This is a genomic window from Chitinophagales bacterium, from assembly GCA_041392475.1.
In the GTDB taxonomy this organism is placed as follows: domain Bacteria; phylum Bacteroidota; class Bacteroidia; order Chitinophagales; family UBA2359; genus JAUHXA01.
Window position 1 is genome coordinate 2,699,840 of sequence record JAWKLZ010000001.1, and the last position, 17,213, is coordinate 2,717,052.

Consider the following 17,213-nt stretch of genomic DNA (forward strand, 5'->3'; position numbering starts at 1 on the left):
TCACACCTCCCTCTCATACACATCCTTCAATGCCCTCAACAAAGTAGGGGAGTCAAACACAAATCCCTCACCTTCAATTTTTTCGGAAGAAACGTTGATGCCCTCCAATACTGCATCTGCCATTTCACCCAAACCCAATCGAAGCCCAAATTCGGGAACAGGTACTGCGATTTTGGGACGATGCAAGGCTTTGGCGATGGTCAAAACAAAGTCTTTATTGGTTACAGGATTTGGGGCAACTCCGTTGTAAATTCCGTCCATGCTTTCATCTTCAATGGCTTTGATGTAGATGTTGCAGAGGTCGTCAATGTGAATCCATGAGTAATAATGCTGACCATCACCAAAATACGTTCCCACCCCAAATTTGACGGGCAAGGCAATTTTAGCCAATGCGCCACCTTTTGTCGAAAGCACCAAACCTGTGCGGATAGCTACGGTTCGCAAGTTCAACTCGCTCATTTTGAAGGTAGCTTCTTCCCAAACTTCGGTCACATCACTCAAAAAACCTGTTCCTTTTGCAGCTGTTTCTCTTTTCACTTCTTTGCCGCTGTCACCATAATAACTGATTCCAGACGAGCCAATAAAAGCCTTTACCTGATTCGGTACTTTTTGGAGGGATTCATACAGTAAATTAGCACTTTGAATACGGCTGTCAATGATTTCTTTTTTGCGGCTGTCCGACCACCTTTTATCTGCAACCCCTGCCCCTGCCAAGTGTACGATGTAATCCGCAGTAGCGATTGCAGCCTCATCAATTGTCTTTTTTTTGAGGTCCCATTGATACACTTCAATGTCCTTTTGAGTTCTATTTGAACGGCTTAGGTGAGCTACCGCAAAACCTTTTTGCAGCAATAATTGACTCAATCGTGTACCAATCAATCCCGAACCGCCTGTAATCAATACCTTTTGCATCTATTGTTAATTTGTGTTTTGAAGGTTAATAACATCAATATGTCCAATAGGTTGCTAATTATTTCTTATTTTTGGAACTTTAACTATCGGTCGGAATAAAACTACCTTTCCCTCCGATATAGTAAAACACAAACCTCGAAACCATATCTTTCAAATTAAAAATAATCATTTTATGATAAGCAAATTCCTCAGCAGACAATCGTTGGCTTTTGTGTTGGCGAGTATATTTATTTTATTTTCGGGCTGTTCCTCCAATAGTGGTGGAGATGGTGGAAAAGTAGTAAGCAAAAAAGAAGGCGACAATACTGTGGTATTGCACGAGTTATCTGACCCCGACTTTTTGAATCCTTTTGTATCTACTTCTGCAAACTCTACTTACATTGAGTTGAATATGATCCAACAATTGTTGGCTATAGACTTCAAAACCCTTGAATTGGTGGGGTCTTTGGCAGTGGGTCGCCCCGAAATCAAAGAAATTGAAGAGGGAGAATATGCTGGTGGAATGTCTTTGGTGTATGAGATTCGACCCGAGGCAACCTGGGATGATGGTACGCCTATCATTGCAGATGATTATATTTTTTCGGTGAAAGTGGTGAAAAACCCCAAAGTGAATGCAGGTTCACTTCGCCCTTATATGAAGTTCATCAATGACATAGTAGTCGACCCAGAAAACCCCAAAAAATTTACCATTTACTCCAAGGAACGCTATATCTTGGCGGAGGTATTCAGTGGTTATTATATCTATCCTCCAAAGGTATATGACCCGAACAATTTGATGGGTAAATTCACGCTCAAACAAATGAGTGACCCTAAATTTGACGACACTGCTTACCCCGAATTGCAGGAATTTGCAGATATGTTCAACTCTTCTAAATATGCTCGTGAAGTAGGTTTTGTGCAAGGTTCTGGCCCTTATGAATTTGCAGGTTGGGAAACAGGGCAACGCATTACATTGAACCGCAAAAAAGATTGGTGGGGTGATAAGGTAAAAAACGCACCTCAATTGGCTGCAAATCCTGATAAGTTAATCTATAAAATTCAAAACGACTGGACGACTGCCGTAACAGATATGAAAGATGAAGGTATGGATGTAGCGAGAGGTGTACGTTCGGGTGACTTTGTGGATTTACAAAGCAATGAACGCTTTACACAACTCTACAACATGCACACTCCAACCCAATTGTCTTATGATTACATTGGCTTCAATATGAAAAACCCAAAATTGGCGGACAAACGAGTACGACGTGCGATTGCTCATTTGGTGGACAAAGACCAAATCATCAAGGTATTGTTGAAAGGATTGGGCGAACCTGTTATAGGGCCTATTCACCCAACCAAACCTTACTACAACAAAGACCTCAAAAACATCGAATACAATGTAGATAAAGCCAAAGCACTCTTGGCGGATGCAGGCTGGACAGATACAAATGGCAATGGAATCGTTGATAAAGAAATTGACGGGGAGTTGGTAGAAATGAAATTGGAGTACAAATACAATTCGGGTAACGACCGCCGAAAAAATACGGGGATTTTATTGAAGGAAAACGCCAAACGGGCTGGTATCGAAATAGATGTAGTGACTCGTGAATGGACGGTTTTCTTGGAAGATACCAAAAAACGAGATTTTGAACTTTTCTGTGCTGGATGGGTACAGTCGCCAATTCCAGACGATTTGACTCAAATTTGGCACACTGAATCGGATCATCCCGATGGTGACAACCGTGTGGGTTTTGGCAATGCAGAATCTGATAAGGTGATTGATGAAATTCGTGTGACTTTAGATCCTGCCAAACAAAAAGATTTGTACTACCGCATTCAGGAAATTATCTATGAAGAACAGCCTTATGTATTTTTGGTTTCGCCCAAAGAACGCATCATTATTCACAGTCGCTTCGACAATGCCGAACCTTCGGTGAACCGTCCTGGGTATGACCAAAATGCCTTTGTACTTCGACCTGCTACACAAGTGGCGGATAAGCAGTAGGGTAGTGATTGGTGAATTGGTGATTAGTAAATAGTGATTAATTGAACAGGGGTTTATCAGTAACGAGTCACCAGTTACCGATAACCAATCACTACAATAAGGTCTTCAAAAAAACCTCTCAAATAAATTTGGGGGCTACAAAACCATAAGAAAACAAAGAAACCATGTTTCAATACATTATAAAACGTCTCATCATTTTCATTCCAACCTTGTTCATCATCTCTCTGATGGCGTTTGGATTGAGTAAAATGGCTCCTGGTGACCCTGTAGAACTCATCAATAGAGGGGGATTGAGTGCGGGCGATGGCGGACAATTGGCGGATATGTTGGCAACCGAGCAAACTTACCTGCAAACAGCCGAACGCTTGGGCTTACACAATCCAGTTTTCTACCTTTCCTTGTCGCCTATTTCACAATCTGATACACTCTACAAGGTGATAAAACAAGGACATCAAACGATGTTGAAGAATTTGACGGGGCAGTATGGCAATTGGCAGCAAATTTCGGATTATTACAAGAGTTTGCGGACGATGGAAAGGGAGATTTACAAAGTCGCTCCCGATAGTGCCAATTACAATCCCCGTCGAAAAGCAAGAAGAGCTGTTGTCGACTTGTTTATGGAACACAAAGACAACAAGATTACCCGTTTGTTGGAGGACATCAATGCCGCAACGAAAACGGATAGTTCCATGTTCGTGCTTCAAACACCCGCTCAAAACTTGCTCAGTAGTTATGAAAAGGTGAAAAGTGAGGCTACTCCTTCAAAGAATTACATTCCCTCTTTGAAGTTCTACGGATTTGACAATCAGTACCATAAGTGGATAACAGGATTTTTTGTGGGTGATTTCGGTTATTCGTATCAAGACAATCGCCCAATTTCGAGCAAGATGTGGGATGCTATGCGCTGGACTCTGATTATCAACTTTATATCCATCTTATTGGCATACATTCTTTCAATTCCGATTGGGGTGAATACGGCTATCCGAAAAGATTCGACTTATGATAGGGTGGTAACAACAATTTTGTTTTTGCTCTATTCTCTACCCGTTTTCTGGACAGGAACGCTATTGATTGTCTTTTTTACCACGCCAGAATACGGCAGTTTCTTCAATCTATTTCCGACGGGGGGCATCACTGACCTTCCTCCTAGTGCGCCGTTTATGGATAGATTTTGGGACTTGGCGCATCACTTGATTTTACCTGTGTTCTGTATCACTTATGGTTCGTTGGCGTTCATCTCTCGACAAATGCGGGGTGGTATGTTGACGGTTATTCGCCAAGATTTTATCCGTACTGCAAGGGCGAAAGGATTGGAGGAGAAACAAATCATCTGGAAACACGCTTTCCGAAATTCACTCTTTCCGATTATCACCTTGTTTGCCTCTGTATTTCCATTAGCGATTGCAGGGTCAGTGGTGATTGAAGTGATTTTCAGCATTCCTGGGATGGGTAAACTCCTTTTTGATTCGATTATTTCAAGGGATTGGCCTGTGGTTTATACCATTTTGATGTTGGCTGCAATCTTGACAATGGTGGGAAATCTGATTGCAGATATGCTGTATGCAGTGGCAGATCCGAGGGTGACATTTAATGAGAAGGCTTGATAAATGGTTTGATGGATGCATTGTTCTATGGTTGTATTGCTAAACTGTTTTATTGGTACTTATAAAATTCAGCAATTCAACCATTCAGCAATTCAACCATTCAACCATTCAGCAATTCAACAATTCAACAATATAACAGTTTAACAATTCTTACAGATGTTATTTAGTAACAAGAAAGAAAAACAGATAGAGGAACACATCCTTCAAAACGAAAATCGTGACCAAAGTTATTGGGCTATGGTGAAGCGGCAATTCTACAAGAACCGTTTGGCGGTGTGGTCTTTGCGAATATTTTATATCATATTTTTTCTCGCTGTGTTTGCCGATTTTTTGGCGAACGAAAAACCGATTGTCGCCAAATTGGATGGGGAAGTGTATTTTCCTGTCATGAATGGCTATGCGGTCAATTTGGGACTGAGTAGTTGGGAAGATCAGTTTGTGACCAAACGATGGGATGAACACAACTACGATTTTGTGATTTTTCCTCCGATTCCTTACTCTCCGACGACAATTGATGTTTTCAATACCGATTATGTAGGGCCTTTCGACAAACAGGAGGTAAAGTCGCTGCGTTGGAAACATTGGATGGGGACAGACGAATTGGGTCGAGATACGGCAGCTGGAATGATTTATGGCGCAAGGGTAGCAATTGCAGTGGGGGTGATAGCGATGTCAATTTCTACGATTATTGGTATTCTGATTGGCGCATTGGCGGGTTATTTTGGGGATAACCGCTTGAAAATGTCCCGTATTCGTTTGTTTTTAAATATTGTTGGTTTAATCATTGCGGTTTTTTATGCCTTCATTGCTCGTTCTTATTACTTCTCGAATGCCGATGAGGAGGGAGGTTTGCTGCAACAGTTTGTGATTAGCCTCTTCATTTTTGTAGGGGTCATGGGTATTGCCAACTTGCTATCGTCCTTTTTGAAGCAAATTAGTTGGTTGGGTGAAAAGGTGACGATTGCAGTGGATATTTTGGTGATGCGTGCGATTGAAGTCCTCAATTCGATTCCGAGATTGCTGCTAATTTTGTCCATTGTAGCGATTACCGAACCTTCGGTCGTGAATGTGATGGTGATTATTGGCTTGATTTCGTGGACAGGAATTGCTCGTTTTATTCGGGCGGAACTTTTGCGAGTGCGTAACTTGGAGTATATTGAAGCTGCTCAGGCTTTGGGTTTTAGTGAAAAACGCATTATTTGGCGACATGCGATTCCGAATGCGCTGACTCCTGTGTTGATTGCGATTGCTTTTGGAGTGGCTTCTGCGATTTTGATTGAAGCCTTTTTGTCCTTTTTGGGTATTGGCTTGGCGGCAGAGGATGTGACTTGGGGTTCGCTGCTGAATTTGGCTCGTGGAAAGTTTGCGGCTTGGTGGTTGGCGATTTTCCCTGGTTTTGCGATTTTTATTACAGTGACGATTTTTAATTTGTTGGGAGAGGGATTGACGGATGCGCTAGACCCGAGGTTGAAGCAGTGAGAGGAAATTCAAATTCAAAATTCAAGTACAAATTCAACATACTTTAGTAAAACAACACAAACAAGGTCTTATGAAAGAGCTAATCATTATTCTCTTGACCATACTAATGGGAGCAAATTCATTTGCACAGCAAAATCCAACCGAACAGGCTCAACCCATTGTTGAAGAAGGGAAAAGACTCTACAAATCTGAAATGGCTTCTTGGCACGGAACAGATTTATTTCTTGAGCAATATACAAATCAAGAGAATATTGGAGGATATTTTTCCTACTCGGAAGAGGACACTTCAAAATGTGTTTTTTTTTCAAAAGAAGATATTCCAAAAATAATCGGAACTATTGCCTTTGATTCTACTTTCAACACCGAAACAGCAATAATTGATATCAAGGAGAGAAAATTTTCAAAAATAGAAGAAGGTTTGTATGAAATTCGCAATAAGGCATTGAATTTAATACAGTCGGATACATTATTTAAATTATATGAAAACACAAATTTTAATTTAATCCCCATCATACATAACAAAGAAAAGAAAGTATATATATTGACAGGTCCCTCAGTAAGTGGGGTGGTAATTTTTGGCAATGATTATCTGATTACTTTCGATGAGGAAAATGAAATTGTAGATAAGAAACAATTGCATAAAAATCTGATACCGATAGAATATGGAGAGGAAAGAGAAGATGGACAAATCGTAGTAGGAGCTGTTCATTCACACTTACCTGAAACAGGAGAATTTATCACCGCAACAGACATTTGTACACTCATGCTTTATGCAAAGTATGCACAATGGAAATCGCATAATGTTGTGTCGGAAAAATACTTGAATATTTGGAATTGCGAAACCAATACCTTGACTGTCATTTCAATGGATGCAGTGAGAGCAATGGATAATCATCAAGAAAAGAAGGAAAAGAGAGGCAAAAAGAAGTAGAAAAGCAAAAAATGATTTCATGAAATTATTCTGAACAAATTGCTATCCAAAAAGCCTTTATGAACATCCATAAAGGCTTTTTTATTCAACCAAGATAAAAAAATAAACACTTCAAATCATTCAACTTTGTGAAAAAACGCAAACTTTCCCTTCAACTTTAAAAAAGGCTTTTCAAAAAACTGATAGCTTATCCAAGCAATCGCCCAACTGATGCCAAAAGCCATTGCCGTTTCGATCACCAAAACCCCTGCAATACTGTCATTCCAACCCATTTTTTTGGAGAGGATGAGTGCAGCCAAAATACCCACAAAATGTAGGCAGTACAAACCATAAGTCATTTGTCCCCAACGGGTGAGACGTTGCCAGTTTTTCATTTTGAAGAAGGAGTGATGACTGTAATTTTGCTCCAAAAGAATAAAGGCAAAAAAGAAGGAGTAAATGAGTCTTGAAGTAATTTGAAGGAAAGGGAAAGGGAAAATACTTTTCTCAAACAGAATCAAAACGAAACCAATTAGGTAAATTCCAATAATTGTTTTTCGGTTTAACCCTTCAAAATAAGCCCGAAACGCAGGTAAATAATAACTGCAATAGGCCATCACTCCTCCCACACACATATCCGAAATAACGCTGAAAGTGTGGTAATACATCACCATATAATCATAGTAGTGAACACTCCGAAACACCAATGAGCCAAATATTAAAATAACGAAAGCTTTGAGATAGTGCTTTTTGGGGAGAATACTCAGCAGCAAAGGCCAAAACAAATAGAACTGCTCTTCAATCGAAACCGACCACAATACACCCAGAATCGTAGCATCGGGTAATCCGTTCCACAAATCACTGAAATTGCCGAGGAAAAAAGCGTACAAAAAAGGGCTTGCAGTTTCGTTTGCAGCCGTTCCCATTACCTGCTTCAATATCGGAAATCCCACAAAACCAATCAATAAGACTGCATAGTACAAGGGCCAAATTCGCAAGATTCTACGGACATAGAAGTAAGGAATGTTGATTTTTTGGTAAGTTTCTTTTTCGTTGATGAGAAGGTAGGTAATGAGGAAACCCGATAAGACAAAAAAGAAATTCACCCCCATATCTCCGTTTTTGAACAGAAAATCGGCGACTTGATAGATGCTACTTTCTTTTATCCACGCCAATTCGGTGTGAAAAGAATGATGCATAAATACGCCAAAGAAAGCGAAGAAACGCAAGCCATCGAGGTTCTCGAAGTAAATTTGTTTTTTGATGGTAAATAAGGAATTAGGGGTGAGAAATAGTTGTCCTCAAAAATACGGATTGTTTGAGAACTATTGGAGTGCCTATCAAACTATGAATACCTATTTTATTGTAACTCATTAGAAATCAAAACACTCAAAATCCAATCACTTATCACCAATCTACTAATCACTACCCAACCCCATCATCCCTACCAATCGCCTAATAAATTCTGTTCCTTTCTCCAATTGCTCACAACTGATAAACTCATTTGCCCGATGCGCTTGAGCGATAGAACCAGGCCCACAAATCACCGCCTCAAAACCGCCTTCCGAAAATTGCCCCGCCTCCGCTGCAAAAGCAACCGTCTGCAATTCTTCTACACCCGTCAACTCTCGAATCAAACCCACAACCGATAGATGCTCAGGCGTATCTAAAGGTGGAACAGGTGGATGATGGGCTTCAGTGGTAATGCCAAAATCGGCAAAACGCTGTTGAAGAATTTGCTCTCTTTCACTGCAAAAGGCTTCAAAATCTGCCAAAATATCCTCCACCTTGTCTTGTGGAATCGTCCGCAAATCCCAACAAAAACTACATTTATCCGCTACAATATTGTGTGCTACACCTCCTTCAACCATTCCAATGTGAATCGAACTATGATTGGGTTCAAATCGGTTGTCTATATGCCCTACTGCAATCAATTCCTCCATTTTGTTTTCGAGCCACAAAATCAGTCGAGCTGCTTCGTGTATCGCACTCACTTCCTGTTTGATGCGGCTGCTATGCCCCGCCGAACCATTGACAGTTGTTTGAAAAACGGCAATCCCCTTTTGCCCCACCACAGGCTGCAACAAAGTGGGTTCACCAATAATCGCATATTTGGGTTTTTCAGCATAGGTATTTTTGATGGCTTCCACCAACATTGGTCCACCCAAACACCCTACCTCTTCGTCAAAGGAAAAGGCGAGGTAAATGGGTTTTTGAAGATCTGCCACCAACATCTCAGGAACTACCGCCAAACAACACGCCAAAAATCCCTTCATATCTGCCGAGCCCCTTGCATACAATTTCCCCTCTTTTTCAACCAATTCAAAAGGATTTGTATCCCACTTTTGACCTTCAACAGGCACGACATCGGTATGTGCCGACAAAATCACTCCGCCGTCCACAGCAGGCCCAATTCTGCAATGCAAGGCAACTTTCGTTTTTTCGTCATTGTAGGCTAAGTGGTATTCCACGCCTAAATCGGTCAAATACCTCTTGATGTATTCGATGATTTCGAGGTTGCTTTGTCCGCCTAAGATGGGGTAGGAAATGAGGTTTTGGAGGATGGTTTGTGTGGGGGGCATTGGGGGTTATTTTTTGTTTTTGAATTTGAATCTTGCATTTGAGTTTTTAGGTCGCCTCTTGCAGCAATCCCTCCAAAAATCCCTTAAAATCCTCCACAAAATTGTCATATTCACTCGTTGCAGGGCCTGTGAATCCTGTATGAATCCGCCGAACCTCTCCGTTTCGGTCAATAAAAATGGTGGTCGGAAAAGATTTCACCTCATCCAGCATCGGCAAACTCTCGGAAGCACCTTCTTTGGTCGCTTTGCCCGCATAGAGCATATCATACTGAATGTCAAATCGTTCTTGGTATCGCTCCAATTGAGGTTTGGCACTTTGCAGGTTGTTGGCTTTTTCGTAGGCGAGTGCGATGACCTCTAAGCCCTGGTCTTTATAGGTTTTATAGACATCGCTATAAAAAACCGTTTCGTCCATACAGTTCGGACACCAAGTACCCATGATTTGAACCAACACCACTTTACCTTTGTATTTGGGGTCATCAAGTGTTACCTTTTTGCCCTTCAAATTGGGAAAACTGAAGGCCAACTTATCATAGCCTTTTTTGAGTAGGGTCATTTTGTTGGGGTCTGCGAGTGTTGCGGTATCGCTGCGGTAAAAATACATATCCGCCTCATAGTGAGTTCCTGACCAAAACGTTCCGACCAAATCGCCCCCTTCACCCATTTCTGCTTTGAACAAAAAAGCGTGGGCGCCATCAAAAGCCGACAGGCTTATCTCTTTGCCATTCGCCAAGCCTTCGAGGTAGCGGTAGTCACCTGTAGGAGTCATAAAAGTACCTGATATGATTGGGCCATTTTGCTTGAATTCGCCAATCGCATCGTCTTTTCCAGAACGGTCTTTGGCGATGAACATTCCCTGCCAACGTCCTTCAATGTTGACATCAGGATCATTGACCGTTTTCGTATCAAATCGAGTACTGTCATTGTAGCGGGCATAAAAAGGGAGTTGGTAATCATCGCCTCTTGCATAGTCGTGCCATTCGCCCATGATCCGCATGGGATGCCATTTGCCTTTCAGTTCAGAGTCAAAGACAGGTAGTTTGATAAAAACAGAATCTTCGGTGAAGGTAATATCTTCTACATCAATGCGTTCATCGGCGTTGAGGATGGTCATTTTCAGTTTACCATCTTGCTGTTCGGTGATATCAAAATTGAAGTTCAACTCTTCTGAACCCAACCCGATTGAGCCTCTCCAACGTCCTTCCAATAAATTGGTGGGTGCATTGTCTTTGGTAATAATTTGCCCATCTTCGCTGTTATTATTGCAGGAAACAAAGAATAATGCTGCCAATAAAAGCAAACTCAATGCCGAGTAAGAAGAAATGAATTTTAAACGGCTGATATTTATTTTTTTGTGATTTGAATTGGCATTTGATTCTTGAACTTGATATTTTCTGTATTGCATCTTGGGCAGAATTTTTATAAATAAAAAAAGAACGATGTTTAGAAAAATATTATTGTTAGTAGGTATTGGCTTATTGGGTTGCCAAAATAATCAAAACCAAGCACTTTCTCCAACGATTCCTTCTACAAAACCCAGTACAAAAAAAGAAGTTTTTAATTCGACTGCAAAGGTTGAAAAAAAAGCTCCTGCTACACCTGCAATTAAGACAAAGGAAACGCAAGCTGATACAACTGATGGAAAAAATCTTGTAGCAACTACAACAGCAACGCCTGCTACTTCAATGCCCCAAAAATACCAATTCCCGTGGCTGCAAAATTATGAAACTATCAATATGTTGGCAAACCGAATTGCAACACCTCCTGATTATGAACGCTTGCCTGCACCTAACCATTCTTTTGCTGAATGGTTGAGAAATATTCCATTGAAGGAAGGAAATCCTCCTGTGTATCTTTTCAATGGACAAAAAAAAGGAAACCAACAAGCTCAATTTGCAGTGATAAACATGGATGTAGGCAAGGAGGATTTGCAGCAATGTGCGGATGCAGTGATGCGTTTGAGAGCTGAATATTTGTTGGCGACCAATCAGTTGGAAAAGATTCACTTCAATTTTACCAATGGCGACAAATGCGATTATCCAGCATGGAAAAAGGGGGTTCGTCCTGTCATTAACGGCAACAAAGTCAGCTGGTTGCAGAAAGCACAACCCGATGCTTCCTACGCAAACTTCAAAAAATACATGACCAAAGTTTTTCAGTTTGCAGGCACACACTCCTTGAGCAAAGAAATGAAGCCCGTTCGCCAATTGGCAGATATTGAAGCTGGGGATGTGTTTATTTATGGCGGTTTTCCTGGTCATGCAGTGATGGTAATGGATGTGGCGGTGCATCGAGAAACGGGTGAAAAAGTGTTCCTATTGGCGCAGAGTTATATGCCTGCTCAGGAAATGCACATATTGAAGAATCCGAATGTAGGAGAAAATACTCCGTGGTATCCCGCTGATTTTGAAGGAAAGTTGTTTACACCTGAATGGACTTTTGAGCAGGAACAATTGAAGCGGTTTTAGTTTTTTTCAACCAATTTCAGCTTTTAGTGTTACTGTTTTTCAAACTCCCCCTGCAATGATATTTGAAACCACTTATCAGGATAAAGACATTATCCGTACCATTAATCAACATCTCGGCAATTCCTATTCTTTATGGCAACGCTTCAAAATGGGCGGTATCGGGTCTAAACGCATGATGGTTGAGCAGTACAGCGCACATTTCACCCCTTATTTCTCTATGGATGCAGACATTTCTTATGCCAATATCGAACTGCGTCCCAAAGGTATTTTGATTCATTTCAACAAAAGACTGCATCAGTTTTCATGGATCATTCCTTACCATCACTTAGAGATTTCTCAAAAGGATTGTTTTGGTATTCATGGTCAATATCGCTTTATATTGTTCAAGAAGAATCGCTATTTTACTGAGAATATAGCATTTATCAATAGGCTCATGATATTGAAGGAAGAGTTTTTAAGCATATTCATTGAATAATACGGTAGCAGACTTTTGAAGCTTACTCCTAAAAACATAAGAGAATTACAAATTCGTATTTCCTTCAAAAGTCTGTTCAAAACAAAATTTGATGTCAAATCATTAGATTACTCCCCTTTCTCCCCTTCTGTTTTTGGAGGCATCCAAACATCATAGTTGGGTGTATTCAATGCCAAATAACGTTCGGGTGACGTTTGGCTCAAAATATGAGGGCGTAGTTTTCCCTCCAATGCCTGAACATCATACAATTCCTCAACAACGGATGGAAAACGAATATTCCCTACCGAAACACCTGTTGGCAAATGAATGATTTCTACACCACAATGCAGTGGGTTTTGGGCAACAGGCAAGTCTCGAAAAGTAGAAGCATTTTTGCGAAGTTTGGATAGACCTACAAACAAATATTCACCCCATTTGGTCATCCCCCTCAAAAACCCTGGCAACTGGACAATTACCTCATGTTTGCCTGTATTCACATCAATATGAACGACTTGCCCTGTTGCAGACAACAACGCATACAGTTCGCCATCGTACAATCTGGGCGAATGAGGCACAGGTAAATTAGTTGCCACCATTTCACTACTTTCCACATCTATAATCACTCCTCCCTTCAATAAATTGGGTCTCCAACCTTTCCCTTCGTTGGTTGTTCCCAGAGCTGTGGTATATTTTGGACGATCGTTTTGCATCGCCATACCGTTTAGGTGGCATCGGTCGGTCGGTGAATACCCCGTCACAAAAGAAGGTTTCCAAATTGGTGTAAAACTGTATTGATTGTCAATCAAAGAAATACATGAAAATCGAGTATTCACCGCATACAACCCTTCTGCTCCCCAGTGCATATCGTGAAGATCCATCGCCCCTGTATGATAGGTTGCTCTCGGCATATACAATGCATCATAGGTATTGGGTTGGGAGGGATAATTGGTGGTCAAACCTGGGGCATCCGTCCATACACCAACATCGTGTTTGGTTGTGATGGTCATGCGTTTGCCATCAATGACCAAACCCATCGGTCTTTCGAGATCCAAGGAAGCTTGAATTAATTTAGCATCTTTGTCAGGACTAATAAAGATCAGTTTTCCTGCTTGATGGCTAGTCATTGCCAAAGAACCATTCAGTTGAATGAGCAATTCGGCTACATTTGGAGTATAGGTGCAACTAAAAGAAGAAGTTTGTTCCATTTTCTAAGATAAATTAGAATTTTTGTATTGGTTTTTGAAAATATTTTGAGTGCGAATCTCGTGTATTTTGTAAAAAAAAGTAGCAATGGGTTTATTTATTTTTTTAGGAACGATTCAAAAATAACTTTACAAAGTTTATTTCATAAATGGCTGAGTGCAAAGTGCATTTTTATTCGTTCCTTATCGTTATCCATGTCCCAATTCTGGCGTTTGCTGTGACCAAAAATCATGACTCGGCGTATTCAATGCCAAGCGATGTACATTGGTGGTATGGTTCAAGACTCCAGGACGCAGTTTACCATGTAATACTTGAATGTCATACAATTCCTCCACACTCGATTGATAGCGAATATATCCTACGGGAGCACCTGTTGGCAAATGAATGATTTCCACGCCACTATACAGTGCTTTTTGGGCAATTGGCAAATCTCGGAAAGTTGAAGCATTTTGGCGAAGTTTGGACATTCCTACGAATAAATAATCTCCCCATTTTGCCATTCCTCGGACAAATCCCTGCAATTGGGTAATCACCTCATACTTGCCAGTGTTCACATCAACGTGTGCTATTTGACCAGTTGCAGACAACAGCACATATAGCTCGCCATTGTACAATCTAGGCGAATGAGGCATGGGTAAATTGGGTGCGACAATTTCGCTACTTTCCACATCCATAATCACCCCACCTTTCAAGATGTTGGATCGCCAACCTTTGGCTGTATCTGTTGTTCCCAATGCACTTACATATTTTGGGCGGTCGTTTTGCATCGCCATTCCATTGAGGTGACACCTATCGGTCGGCACAAAATCGGTGATGAAAGAAGGTTTCCATTTGGGGGTGAAACTGTACTCATTGTCAATGACCGAAATACACGAAAAGCGGGTATTCACCGCATACAAGCCTTCTGCACCCCAGTGCATATCATGCACATCTACTTCGCCTGTGTAATACACTGCTCTCGGCACATACAAAGCATCGTAGGTCTTGGGTTTTGGAGGATAATTCGGGGCAAGTCCTGGCGCATCTGCCAATACCACGACTTCGTTTTTGGTCGCTATTGCAATGCGTCTGCCGTCTATTGCCAGACCCATTGCTTTCTTGAAATCCCTCGGCAATTGTACCAATTCATTGGGCCCATTGGGGCTGATAAAAATGAGTTTACCTGCTTGATAGGTCGTAATTGCCAATGAACAATCCAATTGCAGTAGCAGTTCGGCTACATTTGGAGAATAAATACAGCTAAAAGGATGAGGAGGTTGTTGCATATTTATTTTAATGATTTTTCAAATTTAATTTATTCTTTGATATACGAAAATTCCTTCAACTTCAAAGGGCTAAAGTCCCCTTTTGGGAGAGGTTAGGGATGGGTTCTCAATGCATTGTCAAAAAACGCCTCCAACTCTCGCACTGCTTGTATATCTTCAAACACTTTGTGTTTATTGGATAAAATTTTACCCCTAAGAGTTTTTCGAAAATCAACATTATTCGCAATCTCCACCGCCAATCGAACATAGTCCGCTTCATCTTTTGCCACTGCATCCAATACGCCAATTTGTTGATAAGCAGCCAAACCATAACGACCACGATGATATTCTGTGGGTAAAGTTACATAAGGCGTGCCGACTGCAAAAGCATCATAAGACGTATTTGCCCCACCTGTGTAATGCAAACTATCCAACAAAACAGTGGTCAATTGCAGTAAACTCAAATAATCGGCTTCTGACATTCGCTCCAAAAATACAATACGGTCTTTCGCTTCTGCAATATTTCGCTGCAATCTTTGGCGAAGTAGTTCGGTGACTTGTGGTTCTTTGTCGTAAATGAATAACAAGATACCCTTTTTGTCTCGCTTCAATATTTCCTTGAAAAGTGTATCCATATCAGGGTGAACTTTGCGGAGGTTCTGCACACAGGCATACAAAGGCACATCTTCGAGTAGTTGAAAATCAACTCTTGTTTTCGGCTTTGCGGGTAAATCGGGCGCATAGTAGTAGGTGGGTAAACGCTCCAATTCTACTAATTTTTCGGTATAGTGGTTTTGACTTTCGGGTGTTTCCAAGAGTTTGCAGGATACATAGTAATCTATCTGTGGAATGCCGCTAGTAGCAGGTGTTCCCCAAGTCATGGACTGTACTTTTGCCAAGCCAAAATAGGGTAGAAAATAGTTGGTAAAATCGGTGCCGACTTCCCAATAATGCAAAAGGTCAAAATTGGCCTGTTGAAGTACTGAAACCGCCTCAGTAATTTTTCTGGGAAGAGAAAGGTATTCGATGTCTTTGCGTTTGATTTTTTGGGTCAAAATCGGCTGACCTGAGGGGTAGCTACATACGATACTGACCTTAAATTTTCGGGTGTTGATGTGGTCTATGATTCCTCGCATACACTTCAAAAAGACTCCTTCGTGTCCATTGGTGACGACAAACCCAATATGTGGGCGACCATCTCCCGTTTTTGAAGGAATGGTTGTGGCCTGCAATTGTTGACGGATTTTTTGGAAATAATTCTCCCAAAACTCTCCGTATTTTTCCTTCAAAGGTTTCTCGAATCGCCCTTGGTAATTGCAGATAAAAGGGGGCTGAGGGCTGTGTTCTTGCCATATATCGGGCTGAAATACAGGTGGATTTTTAAGAGCTATTTGAAGTTGGTTTAATAATTTTTGACGGTAATGACTGATTTCTGCATCACTTTGGTAAATCATGGGCTGCATCCCATTGATTTGCCATTGCAGCCAATCGTTGTTGGGTTGTTGTTCTGCTAAAATTTGCAGTTGTTGTTGGGCTTCATTGAAGTAGCCTCTTTTTTCGAGATTGGAAGCCAAGTTTCGCCTTGATTCTACATAATTGGAATCTCTTTTTAAGGCCCTTCTAAAATATTTGGCCGCATGTTCGCTTTCCTGCAATTGTTCCCAAACACTCCCCAAATTATTGTAGGCAGGGACATAACGAGGATCAATGGAGATACACGTTTCATATTTTTCCTTGGCAGCAGTATATTGACCTATTTCCAAGAGGAGATTGCCCCAGTTGTACCATGATGTGACATGATTTGGATCGGCTTTGATTGCCTTTTTGTATTTCTGTTCTGCTTCCTTGATGCGTCCGATTTTCTTCAATGCGTTGGCATACATAAACCATGCTTCGGCTGAAGCGGGGGCTAAGGTGGTGGTCATTCTAAAGCAACCGATGGCCTGTTCGTATTGCTGCAATTGGAGATGTACTCTTCCGAGGTTGTGGTAAAACATGGGATGTAATTGCTGCTGAATGGCTTGCGAAATGTATTGAATGGCTTCTTGGTGTTGCCCTTGCTGACTGTGGCAGATGCCCAATAAATGAAGAGCATTGGCATTGGTAGGTTGCTGTTGCAGAATTTGGTGGAATCGCTGAACAGCTACTGCAAATTGTCCTTGCTGCATCGCCTGTTGTGCCTGTTGAAAGAGTGTTTGCATGGCGGTAAATTTAAGGAAAAAATCGGATTCGTTGAAGAGTTTGGTTGCAGTAAACTTTTGAAGTTTATTCTCAAACATTTCCTATTTCTTATTTAAACACTCTGCCTTTCTCCAAGTCTAAATAAGCACGTATGCCTCCCTCCCACTTTTTACCAACTTTCTAAACAATCAT

13 protein-coding genes are annotated in these 17,213 nt (G+C 41.2%); 6 read left to right on the forward strand and 7 right to left on the reverse strand.

Annotated elements, in window-relative coordinates; translation table 11 throughout:
- The gene (locus R3E32_10025) at positions 1-912 is read right to left on the reverse strand and encodes a TIGR01777 family oxidoreductase (GenBank protein ID MEZ4885050.1); all 912 of its coding nucleotides are present in this window, start codon (positions 910-912) and stop codon (positions 1-3) included.
- Between the two features lie 172 nt (positions 913-1,084).
- Between R3E32_10025 and R3E32_10030 the strand changes: the two genes are divergently transcribed.
- The 4 genes from R3E32_10030 to R3E32_10045 all read left to right on the forward strand — a co-directional run bounded on the left by R3E32_10030 (position 1,085) and on the right by R3E32_10045 (position 6,910).
- Positions 1,085-2,896, forward strand: a complete 1,812-nt coding sequence (locus tag R3E32_10030) for an ABC transporter substrate-binding protein (protein MEZ4885051.1) — start codon at positions 1,085-1,087, stop codon at positions 2,894-2,896.
- A 164-nt stretch (positions 2,897-3,060) separates the two neighbouring features.
- On the forward strand, positions 3,061-4,500 hold the full coding sequence (locus R3E32_10035; GenBank protein ID MEZ4885052.1) for an ABC transporter permease: 1,440 nt from the start codon (positions 3,061-3,063) through the stop codon (positions 4,498-4,500).
- Between the two features lie 156 nt (positions 4,501-4,656).
- Positions 4,657-5,979 carry an ABC transporter permease gene (locus R3E32_10040; protein ID MEZ4885053.1) on the forward strand — a complete coding sequence of 441 codons (1,323 nt, stop codon included), beginning with the start codon at positions 4,657-4,659 and terminating at the stop codon, positions 5,977-5,979.
- Positions 5,980-6,049: 70 nt separating this feature from the next.
- Entirely contained in the window at positions 6,050-6,910 is an 861-nt protein-coding gene (locus R3E32_10045) for a hypothetical protein (GenBank protein MEZ4885054.1), read from the forward strand.
- A gap of 116 nt (positions 6,911-7,026) precedes the next feature.
- Here R3E32_10045 and R3E32_10050 read toward each other — a convergent pair whose 3' ends face one another.
- The 3 genes from R3E32_10050 to R3E32_10060 form a co-directional block, all read right to left on the reverse strand.
- Positions 7,027-8,118 (reverse strand): acyltransferase, encoded by a 1,092-nt coding sequence (locus tag R3E32_10050; protein MEZ4885055.1) that lies wholly within the window; start codon positions 8,116-8,118, stop codon positions 7,027-7,029.
- A gap of 189 nt (positions 8,119-8,307) precedes the next feature.
- Positions 8,308-9,471: an acetylornithine deacetylase gene (gene argE, locus R3E32_10055; protein ID MEZ4885056.1), complete on the reverse strand. Its 1,164-nt coding sequence runs from the start codon at positions 9,469-9,471 to the stop codon at positions 8,308-8,310.
- Positions 9,472-9,517: 46 nt separating this feature from the next.
- Positions 9,518-10,876, reverse strand: a complete 1,359-nt coding sequence (locus R3E32_10060) for a TlpA disulfide reductase family protein (protein MEZ4885057.1) — start codon at positions 10,874-10,876, stop codon at positions 9,518-9,520.
- 34 nt (positions 10,877-10,910) lie between these two features.
- Between R3E32_10060 and R3E32_10065 the strand changes: the two genes are divergently transcribed.
- Together R3E32_10065 and R3E32_10070 are read left to right on the forward strand one after the other, a co-directional pair.
- Positions 10,911-11,939 (forward strand): DUF4846 domain-containing protein, encoded by a 1,029-nt coding sequence (locus R3E32_10065; protein MEZ4885058.1) that lies wholly within the window; start codon positions 10,911-10,913, stop codon positions 11,937-11,939.
- 55 nt (positions 11,940-11,994) lie between these two features.
- Complete coding sequence (locus R3E32_10070; protein MEZ4885059.1) at positions 11,995-12,414, forward strand: hypothetical protein; 420 nt, start codon at positions 11,995-11,997, stop codon at positions 12,412-12,414.
- Positions 12,415-12,521: 107 nt separating this feature from the next.
- Here the strand turns inward: R3E32_10070 and R3E32_10075 are convergent, their stop codons facing one another.
- The 3 genes from R3E32_10075 to R3E32_10085 form a co-directional block, all read right to left on the reverse strand.
- Positions 12,522-13,598 (reverse strand): TIGR03032 family protein, encoded by a 1,077-nt coding sequence (locus R3E32_10075; protein MEZ4885060.1) that lies wholly within the window; start codon positions 13,596-13,598, stop codon positions 12,522-12,524.
- 186 nt (positions 13,599-13,784) lie between these two features.
- A complete protein-coding gene (locus tag R3E32_10080; protein ID MEZ4885061.1) occupies positions 13,785-14,861 on the reverse strand; it encodes a TIGR03032 family protein in 1,077 nt (358 codons plus the stop codon).
- Positions 14,862-14,953: 92 nt separating this feature from the next.
- A complete protein-coding gene (locus tag R3E32_10085) occupies positions 14,954-17,119 on the reverse strand; it encodes a tetratricopeptide repeat protein (GenBank protein MEZ4885062.1) in 2,166 nt (721 codons plus the stop codon).
- Positions 17,120-17,213 lie beyond the last annotated feature (94 nt).